This window comes from Achromobacter sp. KK8, from assembly GCF_054188005.1.
Genome location: NZ_CM135178.1, coordinates 2,326,039 through 2,349,050, shown reverse-complemented (window position 1 = coordinate 2,349,050; position 23,012 = coordinate 2,326,039). Strand labels below are relative to the sequence as shown.

At 68.1% G+C, this 23,012-nt stretch carries 20 protein-coding genes and 1 tRNA gene; 9 read left to right on the top strand and 12 right to left on the bottom strand.

The annotated features are described in order from the left end of the window. Window positions 1–290: 290 nt before the first annotated feature. The 6 genes from ACVN9Z_RS10890 to ACVN9Z_RS10865 all read right to left on the bottom strand — a co-directional run bounded on the left by ACVN9Z_RS10890 (window position 291) and on the right by ACVN9Z_RS10865 (window position 6,918). A tRNA-Val gene (locus ACVN9Z_RS10890) sits at window positions 291–365 on the bottom strand. A 60-nt stretch (window positions 366–425) separates the two neighbouring features. Further along, window positions 426–1,148: a DNA polymerase III subunit epsilon gene (dnaQ, locus tag ACVN9Z_RS10885; RefSeq protein ID WP_020925183.1), complete on the bottom strand. Its 723-nt coding sequence runs from the start codon at window positions 1,146–1,148 to the stop codon at window positions 426–428. A gap of 4 nt (window positions 1,149–1,152) precedes the next feature. Next, entirely contained in the window at window positions 1,153–4,269 is a 3,117-nt protein-coding gene (locus ACVN9Z_RS10880) for an efflux RND transporter permease subunit (RefSeq protein WP_006388693.1), read from the bottom strand. Window positions 4,270–4,298: 29 nt separating this feature from the next. After that, a complete protein-coding gene (locus tag ACVN9Z_RS10875; RefSeq protein ID WP_049054735.1) occupies window positions 4,299–5,387 on the bottom strand; it encodes an efflux RND transporter periplasmic adaptor subunit in 1,089 nt (362 codons plus the stop codon). Window positions 5,388–5,627: 240 nt separating this feature from the next. After that, window positions 5,628–6,089 carry a ribonuclease HI gene (gene rnhA / locus ACVN9Z_RS10870; protein WP_020925186.1) on the bottom strand — a complete coding sequence of 154 codons (462 nt, stop codon included), beginning with the start codon at window positions 6,087–6,089 and terminating at the stop codon, window positions 5,628–5,630. Between the two features lie 49 nt (window positions 6,090–6,138). Further along, a complete protein-coding gene (locus tag ACVN9Z_RS10865) occupies window positions 6,139–6,918 on the bottom strand; it encodes a class I SAM-dependent methyltransferase (RefSeq protein ID WP_173010746.1) in 780 nt (259 codons plus the stop codon). A gap of 20 nt (window positions 6,919–6,938) precedes the next feature. On the opposite strand from ACVN9Z_RS10865, the gene gloB reads away from it, so the two are divergent. From gloB to fabI, 3 genes are all read left to right on the top strand, one after another. Further along, window positions 6,939–7,760, top strand: a complete 822-nt coding sequence (gene gloB, locus ACVN9Z_RS10860) for a hydroxyacylglutathione hydrolase (protein ID WP_020925188.1) — start codon at window positions 6,939–6,941, stop codon at window positions 7,758–7,760. Between the two features lie 7 nt (window positions 7,761–7,767). Then, window positions 7,768–9,186, top strand: coding sequence for a transglycosylase SLT domain-containing protein (locus ACVN9Z_RS10855; protein ID WP_173010745.1), 1,419 nt, complete (start codon window positions 7,768–7,770; stop codon window positions 9,184–9,186). Window positions 9,187–9,311: 125 nt separating this feature from the next. Then, window positions 9,312–10,097 (top strand): enoyl-ACP reductase FabI, encoded by a 786-nt coding sequence (fabI, locus tag ACVN9Z_RS10850; RefSeq protein ID WP_006388687.1) that lies wholly within the window; start codon window positions 9,312–9,314, stop codon window positions 10,095–10,097. 73 nt (window positions 10,098–10,170) lie between these two features. Here the strand turns inward: fabI and ACVN9Z_RS10845 are convergent, their stop codons facing one another. Beyond that, window positions 10,171–10,569: an OsmC family protein gene (locus tag ACVN9Z_RS10845; protein WP_020925191.1), complete on the bottom strand. Its 399-nt coding sequence runs from the start codon at window positions 10,567–10,569 to the stop codon at window positions 10,171–10,173. Window positions 10,570–10,748: 179 nt separating this feature from the next. On the opposite strand from ACVN9Z_RS10845, the gene ACVN9Z_RS10840 reads away from it, so the two are divergent. After that, entirely contained in the window at window positions 10,749–11,426 is a 678-nt protein-coding gene (locus ACVN9Z_RS10840) for a tellurite resistance TerB family protein (RefSeq protein WP_458213387.1), read from the top strand. 75 nt (window positions 11,427–11,501) lie between these two features. Here the strand turns inward: ACVN9Z_RS10840 and ACVN9Z_RS10835 are convergent, their stop codons facing one another. The 3 genes from ACVN9Z_RS10835 to ACVN9Z_RS10825 form a co-directional block, all read right to left on the bottom strand. Next, complete coding sequence (locus ACVN9Z_RS10835) at window positions 11,502–12,488, bottom strand: tripartite tricarboxylate transporter substrate binding protein (protein ID WP_320564883.1); 987 nt, start codon at window positions 12,486–12,488, stop codon at window positions 11,502–11,504. A 28-nt stretch (window positions 12,489–12,516) separates the two neighbouring features. After that, window positions 12,517–13,395 (bottom strand): carboxylating nicotinate-nucleotide diphosphorylase, encoded by an 879-nt coding sequence (nadC, locus tag ACVN9Z_RS10830; RefSeq protein WP_006388683.1) that lies wholly within the window; start codon window positions 13,393–13,395, stop codon window positions 12,517–12,519. An 83-nt stretch (window positions 13,396–13,478) separates the two neighbouring features. After that, the gene (locus ACVN9Z_RS10825) at window positions 13,479–14,414 is read right to left on the bottom strand and encodes an NUDIX hydrolase (protein WP_006388682.1); all 936 of its coding nucleotides are present in this window, start codon (window positions 14,412–14,414) and stop codon (window positions 13,479–13,481) included. A gap of 234 nt (window positions 14,415–14,648) precedes the next feature. Between ACVN9Z_RS10825 and ACVN9Z_RS10820 the strand changes: the two genes are divergently transcribed. Further along, window positions 14,649–14,885 carry a hypothetical protein gene (locus ACVN9Z_RS10820; protein WP_006388681.1) on the top strand — a complete coding sequence of 79 codons (237 nt, stop codon included), beginning with the start codon at window positions 14,649–14,651 and terminating at the stop codon, window positions 14,883–14,885. 16 nt (window positions 14,886–14,901) lie between these two features. On the opposite strand, the gene ACVN9Z_RS10815 is transcribed toward ACVN9Z_RS10820, so the two are convergent. Further along, window positions 14,902–15,237, bottom strand: a complete 336-nt coding sequence (locus tag ACVN9Z_RS10815; protein WP_006388680.1) for an STAS domain-containing protein — start codon at window positions 15,235–15,237, stop codon at window positions 14,902–14,904. A 195-nt stretch (window positions 15,238–15,432) separates the two neighbouring features. On the opposite strand from ACVN9Z_RS10815, the gene ACVN9Z_RS10810 reads away from it, so the two are divergent. Then, window positions 15,433–15,864, top strand: coding sequence for an ATP-binding protein (locus ACVN9Z_RS10810; protein WP_054514737.1), 432 nt, complete (start codon window positions 15,433–15,435; stop codon window positions 15,862–15,864). A 130-nt stretch (window positions 15,865–15,994) separates the two neighbouring features. Next, window positions 15,995–17,140 carry an alanine racemase gene (gene alr, locus ACVN9Z_RS10805; RefSeq protein WP_458213386.1) on the top strand — a complete coding sequence of 382 codons (1,146 nt, stop codon included), beginning with the start codon at window positions 15,995–15,997 and terminating at the stop codon, window positions 17,138–17,140. Between the two features lie 78 nt (window positions 17,141–17,218). Here the strand turns inward: alr and ACVN9Z_RS10800 are convergent, their stop codons facing one another. Beyond that, a complete protein-coding gene (locus ACVN9Z_RS10800) occupies window positions 17,219–19,687 on the bottom strand; it encodes an MFS transporter (RefSeq protein ID WP_458213385.1) in 2,469 nt (822 codons plus the stop codon). Window positions 19,688–19,796: 109 nt separating this feature from the next. Here ACVN9Z_RS10800 and ACVN9Z_RS10795 point away from each other — a divergent pair, with 109 nt between their 5' ends. Continuing rightward, window positions 19,797–21,800, top strand: a complete 2,004-nt coding sequence (locus tag ACVN9Z_RS10795) for a SpoIIE family protein phosphatase (protein ID WP_020925199.1) — start codon at window positions 19,797–19,799, stop codon at window positions 21,798–21,800. Next, the gene (locus tag ACVN9Z_RS10790) at window positions 21,797–22,993 is read left to right on the top strand and encodes an ABC transporter substrate-binding protein (RefSeq protein WP_458213384.1); all 1,197 of its coding nucleotides are present in this window, start codon (window positions 21,797–21,799) and stop codon (window positions 22,991–22,993) included. The genes ACVN9Z_RS10795 and ACVN9Z_RS10790 overlap by 4 nt, the downstream gene beginning before the upstream one ends. Window positions 22,994–23,012: the final 19 nt, after the last annotated feature.

Here is a 23,012-nt window from a genome sequence, read left to right as displayed (position 1 = left end):
ACATCCGGTTGCCGCGGCCCGGCCACGCGCTTTGGGTCGAGCTTAGGGTCGAGCTTTGGGCCGAAATTGCGACTTCAGATTTCATCATAGACAACCCGGGGCACGATGGCGCGCAAATCCGGCGGTCGCGCTTGCGGCATATCAAGGCCGCGCGCAAAACAAAAAAGCCAACCGGCTAAGGTTGGCTTCATTGTCGCTCGGGTTTGCGTCTTCGCTTGCGCAAAGCGCTTGCACCGGTCTCGAGTCGCGACTGCCGGCTTTTCAGCCTGACGGCGCTCTTCGAGGGTCTTTGGTGGGTAGTACTGGGTTCGAACCAGTGACCCCTGCCGTGTGAAGGCAGTGCTCTACCACTGAGCTAACCACCCCGAAAGAGGCGAAATATTAGCACGCTTTTTTGAAAGTGTGCAAGTCGCCTCGAAAAAACTTCAAGCGGCCGCCACCGGCGCGTCCAGCTTGCGCCACACGCATTCGCCGCCAACCGACTTGTCCAGCGCCGCCAGGTAGGTTTCGTGCTCGGCCAGTTCGGCTTCGCTGGCCTTCACCACCGGCAGGCCGGAGGCGTCGAACCTGGCCAGCACCACGCCGCCGCCCGCGCCCGAGTCGTTGTCGTCGACATCGATCAGCAGCGCATCCTGGCCGCGGGTCATGGCCAGCCAGACTTCCGCCAGCAGTTGCGAGTCGAGCAACGCGCCGTGCAGCGTGCGGTGCGCGTTGGAGATGCCGAAGCGGTCGCACAGCGCGTCCAGCGAGTTGCGCTTGCCCGGGAACAGCGAACGCGCGTGCAACAGCGAATCGGTGACCGTCGCGCAGTATTCGGTGATCGGGCCGCGGCCGGTCTTGGCCAGCTCGGCGTTGAAGAACTTCACGTCGAACGCCGCGTTGTGCGCGATCAGCTCGGCGCCCTGGATGAACTTGACGAACTCGTCGGCCACTTCCGCAAAGCGCGGCTTGTCGGACAGGAACTCGGTGGTCAGGCCGTGCACCGCCAGCGCCTCGGGGTCGCTGTCGCGGTCCGGGTTCAGGTAGATGTGCAGGTTGTTGCCGGTGGCCATCCGGTTGACCAGTTCGACGCAGCCGATTTCGACGATGCGGTGTCCCTGGGCGGGATCCAGCCCGGTGGTTTCAGTGTCAAAGATGATCTGGCGCATAAAGCTATTCCGACGCTTGGGCCGCTGGCGCCGACGGCGCCTGGCCATCCGCCGGGCCGGCCGGGGGATGCGTTGCGCTGCCGGCCGGGCCGGGTTTCCTGCGTGCGGTGGCGATCAGGGTGTAGGCCACCGGCACGACGAACAAGGTCAATAGTGTACCCAGCATCAGCCCGCCCACCAGGACCCAGCCGATCTGCTGGCGCGATTCGGCGCCCGCGCCCGACGACAGCGCCAGCGGCACGGTGCCCAGCACCATGGCGCCGGTGGTCATCAGGATCGGCCGCAGGCGCAGCACACTGGCCTCGGTGACGGCCTCGAACAGGGCCTTGCCCTCGTCTCGCAGTTGGTTGGTGAATTCGACGATCAGGATGCCGTGCTTGGTGATCAGGCCCACCAGCGTGATCAGGCCGATCTGGCTGTAGATCGACAGCGTGCCGCCCGTCAGCCACAGCGCCAGCAGCGCGCCTGTCATCGACAGCGGCACCGACAGCATGATGATGAAGGGGTTGCGCCAGCTTTCGAACTGGGCCGCCAGCACCAGGTAGATGAAGGCCAGCGCCATGGCGAACACCAGGTAGATGCTGCCCGACGAATCGCGGAACTCGCGCGACTGGCCGTCCAGGTCCGTCACCACCGTATTGGGCAGCACGTCGCGCGCCACCTGGTGCATGTGGGTCAGCACCTCGCCCAACGCATAGCCCGGCGCCACGGCGGCGTCGATCTTGACCGCGCGCAGGCGGTTGAAGTGGTTCAGCGACTGCGGCGACACGCCTTCGTGCACGGCCACCAGGTTGTCCAGCTGCACCATGCTGCCGTCACGCGCCCGCACGTGGATGCCGGAAATGTCGGTGGGGGTGGCGCGGTCGCGCGGCGTGACCTGCACGATCACGTCGTACTGCTCGCCCTGGTCCTTGTAGCGGGTCACCTGGCGTCCGCCCAGCATCGATTCGAGGGTGCGGCCCACGGTGTCGACGTTGGTGCCGACGTCGGCCATCTTGTCGCGGTCCACCCGCACCCGCAACTCGGGCGTGTTCAGGCGCAGGTCGGTGTCCAGGTTGAGCAGGCCGGGATACTTGCGCAGTTCCGTCAGGAACACCTCGGTCAGGCGCGCCAGTTCCTCGTAGGAGGCCTGGCTCATGATGATGAATTCCACCGGCTTGGAACGCGCCGACTGGCCCAGCGACGGCGGATTGGTCGGGAACGCCCGCACCCCCGGCAGCGACGAGAACAACGGTTGCAGTTCCTGGGTGATGGCCTGCTGGCGGCGGCCGCGCTCCTCCCAGGGCTTGAGGCGCAGGATCGCGGTGCCGTCGGTGACCGTGGGAAAACCGACGGTGACCTGGCTGCCGCTGGCCTCGGGAATGGCGGCGTAGAACTTCTCGATGCCGAGCATGCTGTCGAGCGTGTAGTTCAGCGTCGCGCCTTCCGGCGAACTGACGATGCCGAACACGACGCCGCGGTCCTCGACCGGCGCCAGCTCGCTCTTGACCACCTTGAACAGCACGCCGCTGGCCGCCGCCACCGCGATGCCGATCGCCACCACCAGCCAGCGATGGCGCAGCGCCAGCGCCAGTGTCCGCCGGTAGCCATTGCTCATGGCGTCGAGCCAGCCTTCGATCAGGTTGTACCAGCGGCTGTGGCTGCTCTGGTGGCGCAGCAGCACCGAGCACATCATGGGCGTCAGCGTCAGCGCCACGAAGCCGGACACCAGCACCGCGCCGGCCAGCGCCAGCGCGAACTCGATGAACAGCCGCCCGGTGCGGCCGGTGGCAAAGGCCAGCGGCGCGTACACCGTCACCAGGGTCATGGTCATGGCCACCACGGCGAAGCCGATCTCGCGCGAGCCGCGCAGCGCCGCTTCCTTGCGCGGCATGCCGTCCTCGATGTGGCGGAAGATGTTCTCCAGCACCACGATGGCATCGTCCACCACCAAACCGATGGCCAGCACCATGGCCAGCAGCGTCAGCGTGTTGATCGAGAAGCCGAACAGGTACATCAGCGCGCAGGCGCCCACCAGCGACACCGGGATGGTGACGATGGGAATGATGCTGGCGCGCAGGTTGCGCAGGAAGAAGAAGATCACCAGCACCACCAGGACGATGGCTTCGCCGATGGTGTGGAACACCGAGTCGATGGAGCGCTCGATGAACACCGACGAGTCGTAGGCGATGGTCAGCTTCATGCCCGCGGGCAGGTTCTCGTTCAGCCGCGCCACTTCCTCGCGCGCCGCCTTGGACAGCTCCAGCGGGTTGGCGGTGGACTGGCGCGTGACCCCGATGTTGATGGCCGGCTTGCCGTTGAAGCGCGACAGGATGCGGTCATTGGCGGCCCCGATCTCCACCTTGGACACGTCCCGCAGCCGCACCGGATAACCCTTCACGTTGGCGACGATGACGTTCTCGAACTGCGCCGGGGTCTGCAGGTCGGTGGACGACACCACCGAAAACTCGCGCGCCCGCGACTCGATGCGGCCGGCCGGGATCTCCACGTTCTGGCTGCGCAGCGCCGACTCGACGTCCTGCACCGTGAGGCCATAGGCCGCGAGCTTGTCGCGGTCGACGTAGATGCGCATGGACGGCAGCCGTTCGCCGAACACGCGCACCTCGGCCGCGCCGGGCAGCACCGACAGGCGGGTCTTGATGTAGCGGTTGATGTAGTCGGAAGTCTGGATGGCCGAATACGAGCCGGACTCGACCGCGATGTAGATGATGGGCTGCGAATCCGCCTCGACCTTGCCGATGATGGGCTCGTCGATCTCGTCGGGCAGGAAACGGCGCGCGCGCGAGACCTTGTCGCGCACTTCGGCCGCCGCCGCGTCCGGATTGCGCGACAGGTTGAACTTGATGTTGATCAGGCTGCGCTCGGAGCGGCTGCGGGAGGTCATCACGTCCACGCCCTCGATGCCGGCCAGCTGGTCTTCCAGCGGCTTGGTCACCTGCGACTCGATCACCTCGGGCGAGGCGCCCTTGTAGGTCGTGTCCACCGACACGATGGGCTCGTCGATCTTGGGATATTCCCGCACCGTCAGGCGCGAATACGAGATCAGGCCGATCAGCACGATGACCAGTGACAGCACCGATGCGAACACCGGCCGCTGGATACAGGTTTCCGAAATGCGCATGAAGGCCGCCGCTCGCTGGGATAGTGGCGTCAGGCGCCGTTGTTGACGACCTGCACCGGGCCGCCGTCGGTGACGCGCTGCAGTCCGGAGACCACCAGTTGGTCGCCCGCCGCCACGCCCGTCAGGATCTCGACCTTGCCTTCACGGCGCTCGCCGATGGTGACTTCGCGGCGCTCGGCCACGCCGTCCTTGACGCGGTATACGTACTGGGTCTCGCCGGACGGCGACAGCGCCGCCTCGGGCGCGACCAGCGCCTTGTCCTGGTTGAACAGCAGTTGCACGCGCGCGAACATGCCCGGACGCAGCAGCGAATCGGCGTTGGCCACGGTGGCGCGCAGCAGGATGGAGCGCCCGCCCGCATCGACCAGCGGGCTGACCGCGTACACCAGGCCGGGGCGTTCCTGGCCAGGCAAGGCATCCAGGCGCAGCGTCAGCTGCTGCCCCACGCCGACCTTGCTGAGATACATCTCGGGCACGCGGAAATCCACCTTGAGCGGGTCGATCGCTTCCAGCGGCGCCAGGTCCTGGCCCTGGTTGACGTAGTCGCCCACCGACACGCTGCGCAGGCCGGCGAAACCGGCGAACGGCGCGCTGATGGTCATCTTGTCCAGGCGCGCCTGCGCCAGCGCCACCGCGGCCTCCTGCACCTTGAGCGTGCTGGCCGACTCATCGCGCGCCTGCTGGCTGACGAAGCCCTTGGCCTGCAGCGCCACGGCGCGGCGATAGTGGCTCTGCGCCAGCGCCAGATTGGCACGGGCCTGCGCCAGTTCGGCGCGCGGCACGGAATCATCCAGGCGGATCAGCGCCTGGCCACGCTTGACCGGCTGGCCTTCCTTGAATTCGATCGACTGGATGCGGCCGGCCACTTCGGGCCGCAGCATCACGGCCTCGTCCGAGCGCAGGCTGCCCACCGCCGACAGGCCGCGGGCGAACGGAATTTCCGTGACGGCGGAGACTTCGACCCGCACTGGGGCCGCCTTGGATACGGGCTTGGCGGGCGCGGCGGCGCTGGCCGCCTGCGTGGCGACCGGCGCGAGCCAGCGCGGCACGAATACGCCCAGAGCGGCCCCCGCGGCCACTCCCGCCGCGATCGCGGCCAGCAATGCTGCTTTTTTCATGCGAATGTGGCGGTATCGCGGCGCGTGCCAGGCATCCCCCGCTGGGACGGCGCCGCAGGAACAGGATCAAGGGTTGGCACTTTAGCACCGGATTTACAACCTGGAACAATCCTGAAGCGCACTGAAAGCACTAAACCGGCCGACCCAGGGTATTTCCCGATGCGGCAGGCCGCCGCAGCGCGCCCGCATCGGTGAAAACACGGAGCCGTTGGCGGACGCCGCGGCGCCCCGGCGGGTCGTTCAGCCGCGTCGGACCGACTCGACGCCCTGGTTGGCCAATTGGTCGGCGCGCTCGTTGCCGGGATCGCCGGCATGGCCACGCACCCAGCGCCACGACACGGTGTGACGGCGCACCTGCTCATCCAGGGACTGCCACAGCTCGGCATTCTTGACCGGCTTCTTGTCGGCCGTCATCCAGCCGCGCCGCTTCCAGTTGGCCAGCCATTCGGTCATGCCTTTCATGACGTACTGGGAGTCGGTGTGGATGGTGACCGCGCAGGGACGCTTGAGCGCGCGCAGCCCCTCGATCACGGCCAGCAGTTCCATGCGGTTGTTGGTGGTCTGGGCCTCGCCGCCGTGCATGGTCTTTTCGTGCACGCCGGCGCGCATCAGCACGCCCCAGCCGCCCGGACCGGGATTGCCCTTGCAGGCGCCGTCGGTCCACATTTCCACTTTCTGGTCGTTCGCGTTGTTGTCCTGCATGGTGCTGCTTGTATGTCCTTGTACTCTCGATGTGAATGCGGCGGGCCGCTCAGGAGCGGTCGAAGCCGTCGTCGGCCTGGCGGTTGACCACCACCGACGCGGCCCGGGCCCGCTTGGGCTTAGTCTTCCAGGCCGGGCCGATGATACGCATGCCGGCCACGCGCTTGACCGCCGACACCAGGTAGACCGCGCCGCCCACGCTCCACCAACGCGCGCCGGCCGATTCGAGGAAGCCCCAGCGCTGCAGCCATTTTTCGCTGCGGCAAGCCGGCGCGTAGCAGCCAAAGTGGCTTTGCTCGACCTCGAGCGACAGCAGCTTGAACCAGTCTTTCAGGCGCGGCAGCGACACCTGCGACGACGGCGGTTGCGGCAGCCAGGGCTCCATGCCCGGCATGCGGGTGCGCGCGCCCCACATGCTCCAGGGATTGAAGCCGGAGATCACCACGCGCCCTTCCGGCACCAGCACGCGCTCGACCTCGCGCAGCACGTTGTGCGGCTCGCTGGTGCATTCGAAGGCGTGCGGCAGGATCAGCAGGTCCACGCTCTGCGATTCGAACGGCAGCGCCTCGGGCTGCGCCAGCACCACCCGCGACTGCCAACCGGCGATGCTTTCGGCGGCCGGGGTTTCGGTGCCGACATACCCCTTGAAGGGCATGCGGTTGGCGCGCAGCAGGTTCAGGTCGGCCAGGCCGACCTGCCAGGCGTAATATCCAAAGACGTCCGCCACCGCCGCGTCGAACTGCGCGCGCTCCCAGGCCAGGGCGTATTGCCCTGGCGGAGTCTGGAACCATTCGGCCAGTTCTACAATCGGCGGAGTCTCTTCTGCCACGTCTTATTCCTTCGAATCCCATGCAAGCCTTGACCGCCCCCGCAGGCGGCCGCGAACGCAATGCCGCGGTCTTGCCCCTGCCCGCCTTCACCGACAACTATATCTGGGCCATCGTCCGCGACGGCCAGGCCGCCGTGGTCGACCCGGGCGAAGCCGGCCCGGTGCTGCAATGGCTGGCCCGCGAAGGCCTGCGACTGCGCGCCATTCTACTCACGCACCATCATGGCGACCATGTGGGCGGTGTTCTCGAATTGTCCCGCATCGGCGACATCACGGTGTACGGCCCGGCGCGCGAAAAATTGCCGCGCTGCGACGTGCCGCTGGTCGAAGGCGACCGCGTGGTGCTGCCCGAACTGGACCTGGACCTGGCCGTGCTGGACGTGCCGGGACATACCGCCGGCCACATCGCCTACACCGGGCGGGCGGCGGGAAAACAGCCTGTGCTGTTCTGTGGCGACACCCTGTTTGCCGGGGGCTGTGGCCGGCTTTTCGAGGGCACTCCCGCGCAAATGTCTGATTCTTTGGAAAAATTTTCTGTTTTACCGCCAGATACACAGGTTTTTTGCGCACACGAGTACACTCTAGCGAACTTGCGCTGGGCCATGGCGGTCGAACCCGCCAACCGCACCCTGCAACAGTGGTATCAGCGGGCCCGGCAATTACGCGCAGAAGGTCTCCCCACGCTTCCGTCGACCATCGGCCAGGAACGCGCGACCAATCCGTTTTTGCGTACGCAGCAAGCTGACGTCGTCCGCGCCGCAGACAACTGGGCCGGCCACGACCACCCGACGCCGGTAGAGGTTTTTGCCTCCCTTCGTGAATGGAAGAACGATTTCAAGTGACCGCCCGATGAATTTCTCCCGACTCCTTCTGCCACTTCTGCTGGCAGTCCTCGCCGGTTGCGCAGGAACCAAATCCCACGACGGCAAGAACCTCACCACCAATTCCCAAGGGCGCTACATCGCCCGCGACACGTCCCGCACGGTCGACCTGACCAATCCGCCGGTCGACGCCTGGGACCGCATCCGCCGCGGCTTCGCCATCCCCAACCTGAACACCGACCTCTCGCAGCAGTGGACCGACTACTACGCGTCCCACCCCGAGGCGGTGCAGCGCATGGCCGAGCGCGCCGGCAAGTACCTGTATTTCATCGTCGACGAGATCAACCGGCGCGGCCTGCCGACCGAGCTGGCGCTGCTGCCTTTCGTCGAAAGCGCCTACAACCCCACCGCGCTGTCGCGCGCCCAGGCCTCGGGCCTGTGGCAGTTCGTGCCGGCCACCGGCCAGCATTTCAACCTGAAGCAGGACTGGTGGCGCGACGAGCGCCGCGACCCCATCGCCTCGACCAACGCGGCGCTGGACTACCTTGAAAAGCTGTTCGAGATGCAGGGCGACTGGTATCTGGCGCTGGCCTCGTACAACTGGGGCGAAGGCTCGGTGCAGCGCGCCATGGCCAAGAACGAGGCCGCCGGCCAGCCCACGGACTACCTGTCCCTGAACATGCCGGACGAGACCCGCAACTACGTGCCCAAGCTGCAGGCCATCAAGAACATCATCGCCGACCCGCAGCGCTACGCGGTGGCGCTGCCGCCGGTCGGCAACACGCCCTACTTCGTGACGGTGCAGAAGAACAGCGACATCGACCTGGAAATCGCCGCCAAGCTGGCCGAGATGCCGCTGGACGAATTCAAGGCGCTGAACCCGTCGTTCAACCGCCCGGTGATCCGCGGCGACCACGCCCCCACCCTGCTGCTGCCGGCCGACCGCGTCGAGATCTTCAACGCCAACCTGACCAACTACAAGGGCGACCTGAGCGCCTGGAAGGTCTACCACTCGCGCCGCGGCGAATCCTACGCCTCGATCGCCAAGCGTTTTGGCGTGACCGAAGCCAAGCTGCGCGAAACCAACGACATAGGCTCGCGCCAGAAGGTCGCTTCCGGCCAGTCGCTGCTGGTGCCGGGCGACCCGGGCACCGGCGGCGTGCAACTGGCCTCGCTGGCCGCGCCGGTGGGCGCGCTGGATTCGGCTCCCGTCAGCACCGGCAAGACGCCGGCGCCGCGCGGCAAGGCCGCCGCGCCCGCCGCCCGCGGGGCCAATGCCCGTCCCAACGTGCGCACCCACAAGGTGCGCCAGGGCGACACGCTGTTCTCGCTGGCCAAGCAATACGGCACCTCGGTGGACGCGCTGCGCGCCCTGAACAACCTCAAGGGCAGCGCGCTCAAGATCGGCACCCAGCTGCGCGTGCCGGGCACCAACGCCCGCGGCTAGACCCCGCGATCGATACGCTTCATGCAGCGGCGCCCGCAAGGGCGCCGCTCTGTTTTGTCCGCGAAACCGCCAAACTCCTTAAAATAGGCGGTCTCCAGCAGGAAAAAATCAAAGGAATCACACACATGGGCTTTCTCGCCGGCAAACGCATCCTGGTCACCGGGGTGCTTTCCAACCGCTCCATCGCCTACGGCATCGCGCGCGCCTGCCACCAGCAGGGCGCCGAACTGGCCTTCACCTACGTCGGCGACCGCTTCAAGGACCGCGTGGCCGAATTCGCCGCCGAGTTCGGCAGCGACATCGTGCTGCCCTGCGACGTCGCCGAAGACAGCCAGATCGAAGCCACCTTCACCGAGCTGGCCAAGCGCTGGGACGGCCTGGACGGCCTGGTGCACTCGATCGGTTTCGCGCCGCGCGAAGCCATCGCCGGCAATTTCCTGGACGGCCTGTCGCGCGAAGGCTTCCGCATCGCCCATGACATTTCCGCCTACAGCTTCGCCGCGATGGCCAAGGCCGCGCTGCCGCTGATGGAAGGCCGCAACGGCTCGGTGCTGACGCTGACCTACCTGGGCGCCGAACGCGTGGTGCCCAACTACAACACCATGGGCCTGGCCAAGGCCTCGCTCGAAGCCAGCGTGCGCTACCTGGCCACGGCGCTGGGTCCGCGCGGCATCCGCGCCAACGGCATTTCGGCCGGCCCGATCAAGACACTGGCCGCCAGCGGCATAAAGGACTTCTCGGCCATCCTGAAGTTCGTCGAGGCCCAGGCGCCGCTGCGCCGCAACGTCACCATCGATGACGTCGGCAACGTCGCCGCGTTCATGCTGTCGGACCTGGCCGCCGGCGTCACCGGCGAAATCACCCACGTGGACGCCGGTTTCTCGACCATCGTCCCGGGCATGGAAGAGTAATTCCGTTGGCGGGCCGGGCGCGCCGCCCGGCCGTTGCGCGCCGGGCGGGTCTTCCGCCCGGGCTGCCGGCGCCTCAGGCCGGCCGCACCACCAGCGTGGACACCTGCACGTCCACCGCGGTCATCAGTTTGTGGATCGGGCATTTCTCGGCCACCGCCAGCAATTCGTCGATCTGCGCGTCCGACAGTTCGCCATGCAAGGTGAGCTTGGCGGTCAGGCGATAGACGCCCTTGCGTTCCTCGCTGGCATCGCGCACCACGTCAACGCCCACCGACTCCAGCGGCAGCCCCTTGCGCTGCGCGTAGACCATCAGCGTCATGGCCTTGCAGCCACCCAGCGCCGTATCGAAGTAATCGTGGGGATCGGGGCCCGCGCCTTGTGGCTGCGGCATGTCCAGCGGCAGGTCGTGGCCTTCGGCCGTGGCGGTGAACTGCAGGGTCTTGGGCGCGTTCTGGCGCACGTGGATGGTCATGGGCGGGGTTCCTCGCGTTGCGGGCGGCACGACGGGCCGCTCCTGCCCCGTTTGTAGCATCCGCGGCCGGCTATCGGGCTTCCGCAACACTCATTTCTGACTGTAAGCTGAACTTCCAGCCTCGGCGCTGGTCGGATATTGCTGTCCGCAAGATCGTTTGCATTCAACAGGAAGACCGCATGAGCGCCAGACAACTTCTAGACCAATTACTGCAATCCGGCCAGGGCCTGCTGGCCGACGCCGGTTCCAAGGTGCAGGGAGCCACGGGCGGCAAAGGAGCCTCCTTCCTGACGGGGTTGGGCGGCGGCGCCCTGGGCGCCGGCGCGCTGGGCCTGCTGCTGGGCAGCAAGAAGGCCCGCAAGATCGGCGGCAAGGTCGCCATGTACGGCGGCATGGCCGCGCTTGGCGCCCTGGCCTACCGCGCCTATGGCGACTGGCAGCGCAAGCAGGCCGGGGCGCCCGCCGGCCCGCCGCAGACGCTGGACCGCCTGCCCGCGCCCGAGGCCGAACAGCACAGCACGGCGGTGCTGACCGCGATGATCGGGGCGGCCAAGGCCGACGGTCACATCGGGCCTGAAGAACGCGCCCTGCTGGAAACCGAGTTGGCCAAGCTGTCCAGCGATGCGCAGGACCGTCGCTGGCTCGAAACCGAGTTGTCGCGCCCGCTCGATCCCGCCGTGATCGCGCAGTCGGCCAAGACACCGGAAATGGCCGCCGAAATGTACCTGGCCAGCCTGCTGGTGGTCGACGAGGAAAGCTACATGGAGCGCGCCTACCTGGACGAACTGGCGCGCCAGCTCAAGCTGCAACCGGGGCTGAAGGAACAGCTGGAACAGCACGCGCGCGCGGCGGCCTGACGGCGGGCGCGTCGCGCCAGCCCGCAGCGGCGGGGCCAGCGGCACAACCGCCGGCCCCGCCGTTTTCATGTCCTGTCAATCGGCATGCAGGCCGATTGCGGCAGTCAGCGCCGTGTAGCGGTCGATATCGGCGTTGATCATGTCCTGGAACGCGCCTGGCGAGCTCGTCGTCGGCGTGAAGCCCTGCTCGCGCAATGCCGCCTGCACGTCGGGCCGCAGCATGATGCGCGCCAGCGTGGCGTTCAGCCTCGCCACGACCGCCGGCGGCGTGGCGGCCGGGGCCAGCAGGCCGTGCCATTGGTCCAGCGCGTAGCCGCTGATGCCTTGCTCGGCCACGGTCGGCACGGCCGGCAGCAAGGGAGAACGCTGCGGCGACGTCACCGCCAGCGCGCGCAGGCGGCCCGCCGCGATCAAGGGCGCGGCGCTGGACGCCGTGACCACGCCCATCCCGACCTGGCCGGACATCACATCGGTCAGGGCCGGACCGCAGCCCTTGTAGGGCACCTGCTGCAAGGGCGCGCCCGTGGCCCGCGCCAGCATTTCACCCGCCAGGTGCTGCGGCGTGCCGTTACCGCAGGAGGCAAACGGCAGCGGACGCTCGGGTCGGGCCGCGTTGAGCGCGTCATCCAGGGTGCGCAGCGGCGAGGCCGCCGGCACCACGAACACGGATGGCACGAACGCCACATTCATCACCGCCGTGAAGTCGCGCCTGGGCGAAAATCCCAGGCTGCGGTACACACCGGGGTTGATCGCGAACGAACTGTTGACCATCAACAAGGTGTAGCCGTCGGGCGGCGATTCGGCGACCACGCGGGCGCCGATGTTGCCGCTGGCGCCCGGCCTGTTCTCGACCACCACCGGTTGGCCGAACTGTTCCTGCAGGTCGGCGCCCAGCCGCCGCGCCAACAGGTCGGTGCCGCCGCCAGGCGGGAAGGTCACCACGATGGTGATGGGGCGGGTCGGATAGTTCGCGTCCGCCACGGGATCGCCGGATGGCGGATTGCCGCAGGCACCCAGCGCCAGGGCCAGCGGCAGCAAGCAAAATCGAAGGGCGCGTTTCATGATGCGTATCCCTGGCAAAAGGCCGGACTCAGGCGTCCAGTCCGATATCGAGCACCTTGGCGCTGTGCGTCACCCAACCGACGGCGATCTGGTCGACACCGGTGGCGGCCACCGCGGCGGCGGTGTCGGGCGTGATGCGGCCGGAGGCTTCGGTAATGGCGCGGCCGCGCGCCATGGCAACCGCCTGGCGCAATTCGTCCAGGCTCATGTTGTCCAGCAGCACCACGTCGACGCCCAGCGCCAGCGCGGTTTCCAGTTGCGCCAGCGTGTCCACTTCCAGCTCGATCTTGACCATGTGGCCGACGCTGGCGCGGGCCCGTTGCACCGCGGTCTCGACGCTGCCGGCCAACGCGATGTGGTTGTCCTTGATCAGCACGGCGTCGTCCAGGCCGTAGCGGTGGTTGCTGCCGCCGCCCACCCGCACCGCGTACTTCTGCACCGCGCGCAGGCCCGGCATGGTCTTGCGGGTGCAGGTGACGCGGGCGCCGTGGCCGGCGATGGCGCGGGCGATCGAAGCCGTTGCGGTGGCCACGCCGCTCAGGTGGCACAGGAAGTTCAGCGCCACCCGCTCGGCGCTGAGCATGGCGCGGGCGTTGCCGCGGATGGTCGCGATTTCGGTGCCGGGCGCCAGCTCGGCGCCATCGCGTTGCGCCACGCGAAACTCCATGGCGGGGTCCAATGCGCGAAACGCCAGGCGCGCCAGGTCAAGACCGGCCAGCACGCCATCCTGGCGCGCCACCAGGCGCGTCTGCGCCACGGCATCGGCCGGCACGATGGCGTCGGTGGTCAGGTCTCCGGCCCGTCCCAGGTCTTCGAGCAGGGCCGCGCGCACCAGCGGCTCCAGCATGACATCCGGCAGGGAGGGAATGGTCAATCGGGCGAACGGGGCTTCAGCATTAATGCTCATTTTGAGTATTTGTTGGTTAAAAAAGGCGCGCTCCAATTGCGCATGCACTTATGCTAAAGATGAGTATATGAGCTTGTCAAGCGTCAGAGCCCGCGCGACACGGGCAACTTGCTGCCGGCGATGGCGCGCTCGAGCAGCACGTCGCGGCGGAAGCGGAACAGTTTGGCCGGACGACCGGCCGTGCCGGTTGCCATTTCGCCGGTCTCTTCCACCAGCGCCTGCTGCTCGATCAGGCGCCGGAAGTTCTGCTTGTGCAGGCCGCGCCCGGCCAGGGCCTCGACGGCCTGCTGCAACTGCAGCAGCGTGAACTGCGCCGGCATGAGTTCGAACACCACCGGCCGGTACTTGATCTTGGCGCGCAGCCGCGCGATCCCGGTGGCCAGGATGCGGCGGTGGTCATGGCGCATCGGCTCGCCCGGCAGCGCGGCGGCCTGCCCCGCCGCGTGGCGTCGCCCCGCCTCGGGCACCAGGCCGGCCTCGAACAGCAGCTCGTAGCGCTGCAGCACCATGTCTTCGTTCCAGGCAGCGCCATCGAGCCCGAAGGTGATGGCAACGCGCTGGCCGCGGCGGTTGCGCATGGCGGTGTCGGAAGCGCCTTCACACCACGCCCGCAGGCGTGGCACGATCAGTTCGTCCAGCACCGAGGGCGTGCCCGCGCGCCGGTCTTCCCACGGGAAATAGCGGTACCAGTCCTGCCAACCGACCTGCGCCACGCCGGTCTCGCCCGCCTCGCGAGTCAGGCCGAGATAACTGACGGACATGACCCGCGCGCCCGACTCGTCGGAACGATCGCCGTCGGCGAAGGTATAGAGCTGCTCGACGTAGCCCAGGGGATGATGCGTCTGCGCCTCCACCCACGCCCGCAAGCCCGCTTGCAGCGAACGGTGCGAGAGTTCGAAAGGCCCCGCCGGCAAGGCGCGCGCGTCATCGGTGGTCAGGACGCGCGGCTCGCCGTTGGTGACGGCGACCAGGACGGCGACGAGTTCGGCATGGACGGAGCGTTCGACGGATTCGGTCAAGGTGGATGGCTGGAAATGAAGGAAACCGGGCGCTGTGCAGGGAGGTCGCGAGGCCAGGACATTCGTGGTCTGGCAACGTTGCAACGCGCTCGGCATTATAAGGGCCAGGACGCAGCAACAGCCCCTTGCAAACGTGACAACGCAAATGGCGCTGCGGGCCGATGGCGGCCCTAAGATGAAGGGAAATCCCCGGCGCGTCGCCATCCCGGGACGCCCACAACCGGAGACGTCATCATGCTGAAAACCGCCATCGATTCTTCCGCCGCTGCGACCAAACCGGAACCGGCCAAGGACAAGGCTGCCACCGTCGACCCGCGCAAGGGCACCGGCGTCCTGCCGATGCCCGACCAGAGTCCCACGGTCGCCGGCATGCCACGGCAGGGCCGCGCCATCGAGCCCCCCGGAGATCCCGGCATCATCACGCCCGAGGACGATCTGCTCGATACCTCGTACGAAAACCGCAAGCCCTGAGGCGCCGCGCGGGTCGTCAGCCGACCTTGGCCACCGCTTCCTGGCGCGTGTCGACCACCGTCAGGATGGCCAGGAACCCACTGATGTCGAACACCTCGCGCACGTGCGGCTGCATCGCGCACAGTGCGAGCGCGCCGGCGCTCTGCTTCAGGCGCTTGGCCAGCACCAGCACCACGCGCAGCCCGGCGCTGGAGATGTAGTTCAGGTTCGACATGTCGAGCACGAAGCGGTGCTCGCCCTTTTCCACGTGCGACAACAGGTCCGCTTCGATGCCCGCGGCGTTGCCGCTGTTGATCTGCCCTTCGGGCGAGACAACCAGCACTTCCCCGACTTTCTCGATTGCGAGATTCATAGTGGTTCCCGGAAATTGACCGGCGCCCCGATCCCGGCGCTTGCGGGCGGCGGCGCGATGCCGAGATGATACGCGAGGCGCCCGCGCAGCCAAACGCAAACTTCAAAACGCGCGCGGCATAGCCTGCCGGTACGCCGTCGGCGCGCATTCGGGCATACTTCCACCTGCACGTGTACCACTGAACGCAAGGCGACCATGCCCTCTCAGCCCGATACGCTTGACCTCGTCCCCGACGCCCGCGCCGTCGCTTCCGCCATCGAATGGCTGGAGGCCATCGCCGAGCGCGACGGCTGGTCACCCAAGCTGAGCTTCGGTCTGTCCTTGAGCCTGGACGAAGCGCTGACGAACATCGTTTCGTATGCCTTCGACGATCCCCTGCTCGCGCCCGATCCTGCCCGCGTCAACCTGGCCTGCCGCCAGGATGACGAATGGATATCGCTGGAGATAATCGACAATGGCCGACCGTACGATCCCACCAAGACAGCGCCTCCCCCATTGGCCGCCACGCTCGACGACGCCGAGATCGGCGGCCATGGCGTGCGGCTGATGCAGCACTATCTGCACGACCTGCGCTATACGCGCGACGGCGACCGCAATCGCCTCACCCTCGTGATGCGCGCCGCGTGACTCACCGGCGCGTCCCATCAAGACGCGCTATCGACAACTTGCAATGCATAGACAGAAAGTACCGAACGAAACGCGGTGATCTGTCACTCATGCATAGACTGCGCGCCGGTTGCGCGTGGCCCCCGCTCAGATGCCGCCCGTGAACGCTCCCTATCGTCCAGAAGGATTGCTTGCCCGCCCCCTGCATGCCCGCGTCGACGCGAGCGCCGTGGCCCACAATCTCGCGCGCTTGCGCGCCGCGTTGCCGGACAGCGACGCGCCACGGCTGTGGGCCACGGTGAAAGCCGACGCCTACGGCCACGGCCTGGCGCGCGTGCTGCCGGCCCTGCGCGACGCCGACGGCCTGGCCGTGCTGCACCTGGACGAAGCCCGAGCCTGCCGGCAACTCGGATGGAATGGACCGGTGCTGGTCTATGGCGGCCTGTACTCTCCCGCCGACACGCTGTTGCTGGACACGTCGGACCTGCACCTGGTCATCACCCACGCCGCGCAACTGCAATGGCTGGCGCAATCGCCGGCGCGCGAGCGGCCGGCGATCTGGCTGCGTTTCGCCGGAGACATCCATCACACCGGCTTCTGCGCGGACGACTATCGCGCCGCCTTCGAACAGGCCTGGCAGCTGGCCGCGCGCGGCCTGGTCGGCGAAATCGGCCACTTGAACCACTACGCCCGCGCCGATGAAGCCGACGGCGTCGGCCAGGCCGACGCGCACTTCCGCGAGGTGGTCCGCGGATTGCCGGGCCCGGTGTCCACCAGCAATTCCGCCGCCGTGCTGGGACATGCCGGCCTGGCCGCCGGCACGCAATGGGTGCGCCCCGGCCTGGCGCTGTATGGCGCCAGTCCCTTCGCCGACCGCAGCGCGGCACAGTTGGCATTGCGGCCGGCAATGTCGCTGCACTCGCAAGTGGTCGGCATCCAGCGCGTGCGGGCCGGCGCCGGCGTCGGCTACAGCGGCGCCTTCGTGGCGCCGGCGACCATGGACGTCGGCATCGTTACCTGCGGCTATGCCGACGGCTATCCGCGCCATGCGCCCACCGGCACGCCGGTGATGGTGGCCGGCGTGCGCACCCGCCTGCTTGGACGCGTGTCCATGGACATGATGGCGGTGGACCTGGATCCCATCCCGCAAGCCGCCATCGGTTCCCCCGTGACGCTGTGGGGCGCGGACGGCCCGCCGGTCGAAGAAGTGGCGATGGCCGCGGGCACCATCGCTGCGCAATTGCTGACTGGCTTGAGCGCGCGCGTGCCGGTGGCGCTGGCCGGCGCCACGCGCTGAATGACGGCGCCCAGGACACGCGGCGCCTCCCCGACGCAAGCCGCGGCGCGGCGCGCCACGGCGGTACCGTCGCTGGCGTCAGGCCGTTTCTTCGCGCGGCCTGGCCGGCGCGAACAACAGGAACACCAGCGTCGCGCCCAGGTAGATCACGCCGGTCGCGGCCAGACCCGCGCCCATGCCGGCGGCGCCGAACATCGCGCCGACCACCAGCGGACCGGCCATCTGGCCCAGCTTGTCGGCAGCCCGCATGACGCTGGTGGCGCCCGCGGCGCCGTAGCGCTGCACATCCGGCAGGGCCAGCATGTAGGGCGATTGCGACGCGCCGGCGAAGCAGCTCGCCAGCGCCAGCAGCAGCACCGCGGCGGCGGCGGCCAGCAGGCCGCTGTTGAAGTACAGGCCCAGCATGCCGGCGCTGCCCACCAGGCCGCCCAGCACGATCCAGCTTTTCTTGATGCCGCTGCGATCCACCACCCGCCCCATCAGCGGCCCGACGTAGATGACGCACAGGCCATAGATCATCAGCACCCGGCCGATGCTGGACGCGGCCACGCCTTCGGCTTCGAGATAGAGCGGCAAGGCGAAGGACAGCAGGCCGACCTGGGCGATCGAGAACGGAATCACGCTGCCCAGCAGCAACAGGCCGAAGTCGCGCGTGCAAAGCAGGCGCAAGGTATCGGTGAAATGCGCGTGGACGCGTCCCGCCGCCTGCGCGGCCAGCTTGCGCCCGCGGTCCATGTAGGGGCGCATCAGCACCAGCACGCCGGCCAGCGGCATCGCCAGCATCACCGCGCCCACCGCGAAGACGGCGCGAAAGCCCACCTGCTCCATCAGCATCGCGCCCACCGCGGCGCCAGACAGGTGCCCGGCGAACAGACCGGCGATCACGCCGGTCATGTTGCGGCCACGATACTGCGGCGGGCTGCGTGTCACGATGAAGCCCTGCAGCCCCATCCACGTCAGGCCGTAGCCCAGGCCCACCAGGCCGCGCGCGGCGCTGAACATCAGCAGATTGGCGGCGGCGGCGCAGGCCAGCATGCCCGCGGCGGACACGCCCAGGCCCGCCAGCACCGGCACCTGCCAGCCCCTGCGGTCGGTCAGCCGGCCGGCCAGCAGCGAGGTCAGCAGGCCACAGCCCATTTCCACCGAGATCGGCAGGGCCAGCAACAGATTGGCCGGCAGGTCCAGGCCGCCGGCCGGCAGGCTGCGCGCATACAACGGCAGGAAGCCCAGCGGCAACGCCCACGCGAACAGGAAGCCGAACATCACCGGCCGCGCGATGCGTCCCACTTCGGATTCATCGTCGGGACCGACGCGGGTGCCGTCGGCCAGGGTGGCGCGCGCGGCGAAGGCGCGGTTCATCAGCAGCGCCAGCAGCAACAGCATCTCGATCGCGGCCACCAGCGCCACCGCCACCACCGTCACGGCATCCAGCGCGCGACCGCGCACGCCCGCGGCGATGACATCGCCGGACAGGCGCAGCACCAGGTCGCCATGCGCCTTGGGATCGGCCAGTGCCGCGCCGAGGGGCAGCACCAGCGTCAGGTCGTCGGCCTGCGGCCGGCTCACGGGCAACTGCGACACGTCCAGCGCCCCGCGCGCATCGGCGCCGTAGAGGACGCGGCCGTTGCGGTCGGCCAGTTCGATCTGCGCCACCGCCGGGAAAGTGCCGGCCAGGCGGCTGAACGGCGCCTCGACGCCACGCAGCCGGTCCACTTCCAGCCCATAGCCGAGCACCCGGTTCAGGTCGCGCTGCAGGCCCTCGGCCAACAGGCCGACGTTATTGCGCGTCACGTCGAGCCAGCCGCTGCGGAAAGTGGAAATGGTGTAGGCCGCGTACACGCCCTGTGCCAGCACCAGCGCCAGCAACGGCACCACGAAACGGGCCCGGCCGCCGGCGGCCAGCGAGGTCAGCGGCACAACGTATTTGAAGACCGCCGCCAATCCCAATCCGACCAGCACCGTAACCAGCAACAGCACCTGCAGGTTGTCGATGATGAGCCGGCGACTGGCCTCGCCGTCCTTGGCAGCGGACAGCACCACGGCGCCCACCACCTTGCCGCCCGCGGCGATCAGCGGCACGGCCACCGTCACCCCGTCGTCGGCAACGCCGACCAGGGCGCCGGAGCCACGGCGCGCCAGGCCCGCCGCGAGCGGGCCGCCCGCATCCAGCGTGCGCGCCAACCGCGCCGCGCCTTCGGGCAGCTCGCCCTGCGTGGCCAGCGCCTGGCCATCGGCCAGCAGCACCGCGGCGCCCTGCACGCCGCGCGAGCCCGCGGCCCCATCGCGCAACGTGTCGCGCAGGCCGAAGTACTGTTCAAGCGGCTTGCCAAGGCGCAGGCCGTTTTCGATATTGCCGGCGACGCGGCGCGCCACCACCTCGACGCGGTCGGCGGTGGTATCCACCACCAGCCGGTTCAGCGCGGACAGGCTGAGCGCGCCGATCAATGCCTGCGCCAGCAGCAGCACGGCCAGACAGGCCAACGTCACTTCAAGCACGGGGCGACGACGCAACCCATCGAGCACTATTTGTATTGGTTCGCTACGCATGGGGCCCCGCCGCCGCAAAGTATTTACACACGGGCACCAATGGTATTTACAATTAATGCAAATTGCATCTTATTTCACGCCTTCACCTCATCCGCCGCCTATCGCCCCCATGTCGTTGCGCTCGCTCCGTAGCAAGATTTTTCTACTGGTCGTAGCGCTGCTCCTGGCGGTCGCGGCATTCGTGATGCTGACCACCCAGCGCAATGTCACGCGCACGGTGGTCAACAGCGAGCGCCACGCCGTCAGCAACGTGATGGAACTGGTGCTGCGGGATGCCGAGGCGCGCTGGGGCGCCCTGCTGGCGGACAAGATTTCCACGGTGCGCAGCGGCCGGCGGCAGTTGATGCAGAGCGGCACGGTGGTGGCCGCGGCCCTGAACGCCTATGCCGACATGGCCGAGCGCGGCATCATGACGCCCGGAGCGGCCAAGGGCATGGCGCGCGCCTGGATCAATCGCCTGAAACTCGACGACCGCCGCTACGCCTTCGTCTATGACGCCGACTTCCAGGTGCTGGCCAGCGGCAACCCGGACATGATCGACCGCGACCTGTCGTCGCTGTCCGACTTCAAGAACCGGCCGCTGGCCCAGGCCCTGCTCGAGGAAAGCCGCAGCTCGGGCTATGGCTTTGCCATCTACCGCTGGCCGCCGTCAGCCCAGCGTGGCGATGGCGAAACGCGCTACGCCTATTTCGGCTACTTCCGTCCCTGGAACTGGGTCTTCGCCATCTCCGACAGCGCCCAGGATGTGATCGAGCAGATCGAGACGCGCCGCGCGCAATTGGAAAACTCGGTGCGCGACACGCTGTCGAAACTGACGCTGGCGCAATCGGGCTTCATCTTCATCGCGGCCGATGACGGCCGCATGGTCGTGGCGCCTCCCGAGGCGCGCGCCGGCCTGCTCGACGCCAAGGATGGCCAGGGCGAAACGCTGCGCGCGCTGCTGGCGCGCCAGGACCGCGGCGGCAAGCTGCAAAGCCTGCGCTTCGAGGGCGGCGACGGGCCCTGGCAAATCGACAGCGCCCGCTTCGCGCCGCTGGGCTGGACCGTGGTGGCGGTGGTTCCCGAAAGCGACCTGACGGCGCCGGCGCGCGAGCTGCTGAATCGGCAGGCGCTGATCTTCGTCGGCATGATGCTGGTGGCGCTGGTATGCGCCTGGCTGGTGGCGGCGCGCATCGTGCGCCCGCTGGAGACGCTGACCCACTATGCCCGCCTGCTGCCCGAGCAGGACCTGACCGCGGCATCCAGCGTGCCCGCCTACATCGCCGCGCTGCCGGACAGGCACAAGGATGAGGTCGGCCGGCTGGCGGCATCGTTCCTGTTCATGGACCGCAAGCTGCGCGAGAACATCTCCCGGCTGATGCGCGAGACCACGGCCCGCGAACGCTTCGAAAGCGAGCTCAATATCGCGCGCGCCATCCAGCTCGGCCTGTTACCGGTGCCGCTGTCGCCGCTTACGCGGGAGCAGATCGACCTGAATGCCGTGATGCTGCCGGCCAAGGAAGTCGGCGGCGACCTGTACGACTACTTCACCCTGCCCGACGGCCGGCTGTGCCTGGCCATCGGCGACGTTTCGGACAAGGGGGTGCCGGCGGCACTCTTCATGGCGGTGACGCGCACCTTGATCCGCGCCACCGCCGAGGACGAGACCGACCCGGCGTTGATGATGCAGAAGATCAACAATCGCCTGTCCGAAAACAATCCCAACATGATGTTCGTCACGCTGCTGGTCGGTGTGCTGGACATGACCACCGGCGAACTCAAATGGGCCAACGCCGGCCACCTGCCGCCGGCGGTGGTGGGCGCGGACGGCGTGGTGCGGTTGCTGGAAGGCCGCAGCGGCCCCGCCTGCGGCGTCCAGGAGAACCTGGAGTACCGCTGCCTGTCGACCGTGCTGGGGCCCGGCGAGATGTTCGTGGGCTACACCGACGGCATCACCGAGGCCGTCAATCCGCAGAATGCGCAGTACGGCGACCCGCGCCTGCTGGCCGTGCTGTCCAATCCCCCCGTGCCGGCGGCCAGCCTGGCCAAGCGTCTGCTGGAAGACGTGCAGGCCTTCGCCGACGGCGCGGAGCAATCCGATGACATCACATTGATCGTGATCCGCCGCCCATGAAGACATCGCTGTCCACCCTATTGCTGAGCCTGGCCCTGCTGGCGCCCGCCGCGAGCCTGGCCCAGGCCGCGGCGGCGGCCCCCACCGCCGGTCCTGCCGCGGCCGCGCCGCCCGCCGCCACGCCACAGGTGTTCCCCACCAAGCCGGTGATGCGCCCCGACGGCAGGAAATGGCGCATCGGCTATTTCGAGAGCGGCGACTACAGCGAATATCCGCGCACGCTGCGCGTCACCGTCGATGGCCTGCAGAAGCTGGGCTGGATCACCGTTCCCGCCATCCCCGACGGCCTCAATGGCAGGCAGATGTGGGAATACCTGGCCGACAACGCCCGCAGCGACACGCTGGAATTCGTGCGCGACGCCTGGTGGCAGCCGGGCAACTTCGACGCCGCGCAGCGGCCCGCCGTGCGCGAATCGATCAAGCAGCGCCTGGAGGGCAGGAAGGACATCGACCTGATCATCGCCATGGGCACCTGGGCCGGCCAGGACATGGCGGGCCTGGGCGCGCCGGTGCCTACGATCGTGGCCTCGACCAGCGACGCGGTCGGCGCCCGCATCACCCGCTCGGCGCAGGACAGCGGCCTGGACAATCTGCACGCGCGCGTCCAGCCCGAGCGCTATCAGCGGCAAGTGCGCCTGTTCCATGAGATCGTGCCGTTCAAGCGGCTCGGCCTGGTATACGAGGATAGCCCCGAAGGCCGCACTTACAGCGCGGTCGAGGCGGTCGAGCAAGTGGCGCGCGAACAGGGTTTCAAGGTGCTGAGCTGCAACGCGCCCTCCAATGGCATCGCGCCCGAAGTGGCCACCCGCAATGCGCTGGAATGCTATGCCAGGCTGGCGCCGCAGATCGACGCGGCCTACGTCACGGTGCATCGCGGCGTTACCCCGGCGTCGATCGACACGGTGGCCGAGATCCTGCGGCAGGCGCGGGTGCCCAGCTTCTCGATGCTGGGTTCCGAAGAGGTCAAGCATGGCCTGTTGCTGAGCCTGGCGCAGGCCGACTATTCGTACGTCGGCCTGTTCTATGCCGAGACCATGGCGCGCATCTTCAACGGCGCCAAGGCGCGCGAATTGAGCCAGGTCTGGATCGATCCGGCCAAGATCGCCTTGAATCTGCAGACCGCCCGCGTCATCGGCTTCGATCCGCCCGTGGATATCCTGCTGGCGGCCGACGAAGTCTACGAGGCGCGGTAACCCCCCTGTATCCGGCGTC

Bases quoted from the DNA above. Each gene is read 5' to 3' on its own strand.
- ACVN9Z_RS10820 (WP_006388681.1), top strand. From the start codon at position 14,649: ATGCTGAAAACCGCCATCGATTCTTCCGCCGCTGCGACCAAACCGGAA.
- ACVN9Z_RS10815 (WP_006388680.1), bottom strand. From the start codon at position 15,237: ATGAATCTCGCAATCGAGAAAGTCGGGGAAGTGCTGGTTGTCTCGCCC.
- ACVN9Z_RS10840 (WP_458213387.1), top strand. From the start codon at position 10,749: ATGAGCGCCAGACAACTTCTAGACCAATTACTGCAATCCGGCCAGGGC.
- gloB (WP_020925188.1), top strand. From the start codon at position 6,939: ATGCAAGCCTTGACCGCCCCCGCAGGCGGCCGCGAACGCAATGCCGCG.
- rnhA (WP_020925186.1), bottom strand. From the start codon at position 6,089: ATGCAGGACAACAACGCGAACGACCAGAAAGTGGAAATGTGGACCGAC.
- ACVN9Z_RS10800 (WP_458213385.1), bottom strand. From the start codon at position 19,687: ATGCGTAGCGAACCAATACAAATAGTGCTCGATGGGTTGCGTCGTCGC.
- ACVN9Z_RS10835 (WP_320564883.1), bottom strand. From the start codon at position 12,488: ATGAAACGCGCCCTTCGATTTTGCTTGCTGCCGCTGGCCCTGGCGCTG.
- fabI (WP_006388687.1), top strand. From the start codon at position 9,312: ATGGGCTTTCTCGCCGGCAAACGCATCCTGGTCACCGGGGTGCTTTCC.
- ACVN9Z_RS10795 (WP_020925199.1), top strand. From the start codon at position 19,797: ATGTCGTTGCGCTCGCTCCGTAGCAAGATTTTTCTACTGGTCGTAGCG.
- ACVN9Z_RS10855 (WP_173010745.1), top strand. From the start codon at position 7,768: ATGAATTTCTCCCGACTCCTTCTGCCACTTCTGCTGGCAGTCCTCGCC.
- nadC (WP_006388683.1), bottom strand. From the start codon at position 13,395: ATGAGCATTAATGCTGAAGCCCCGTTCGCCCGATTGACCATTCCCTCC.
- ACVN9Z_RS10845 (WP_020925191.1), bottom strand. From the start codon at position 10,569: ATGACCATCCACGTGCGCCAGAACGCGCCCAAGACCCTGCAGTTCACC.
- dnaQ (WP_020925183.1), bottom strand. From the start codon at position 1,148: ATGCGCCAGATCATCTTTGACACTGAAACCACCGGGCTGGATCCCGCC.
- ACVN9Z_RS10810 (WP_054514737.1), top strand. From the start codon at position 15,433: ATGCCCTCTCAGCCCGATACGCTTGACCTCGTCCCCGACGCCCGCGCC.
- ACVN9Z_RS10875 (WP_049054735.1), bottom strand. From the start codon at position 5,387: ATGAAAAAAGCAGCATTGCTGGCCGCGATCGCGGCGGGAGTGGCCGCG.
- ACVN9Z_RS10790 (WP_458213384.1), top strand. From the start codon at position 21,797: ATGAAGACATCGCTGTCCACCCTATTGCTGAGCCTGGCCCTGCTGGCG.
- ACVN9Z_RS10880 (WP_006388693.1), bottom strand. From the start codon at position 4,269: ATGCGCATTTCGGAAACCTGTATCCAGCGGCCGGTGTTCGCATCGGTG.
- alr (WP_458213386.1), top strand. From the start codon at position 15,995: ATGCCGCCCGTGAACGCTCCCTATCGTCCAGAAGGATTGCTTGCCCGC.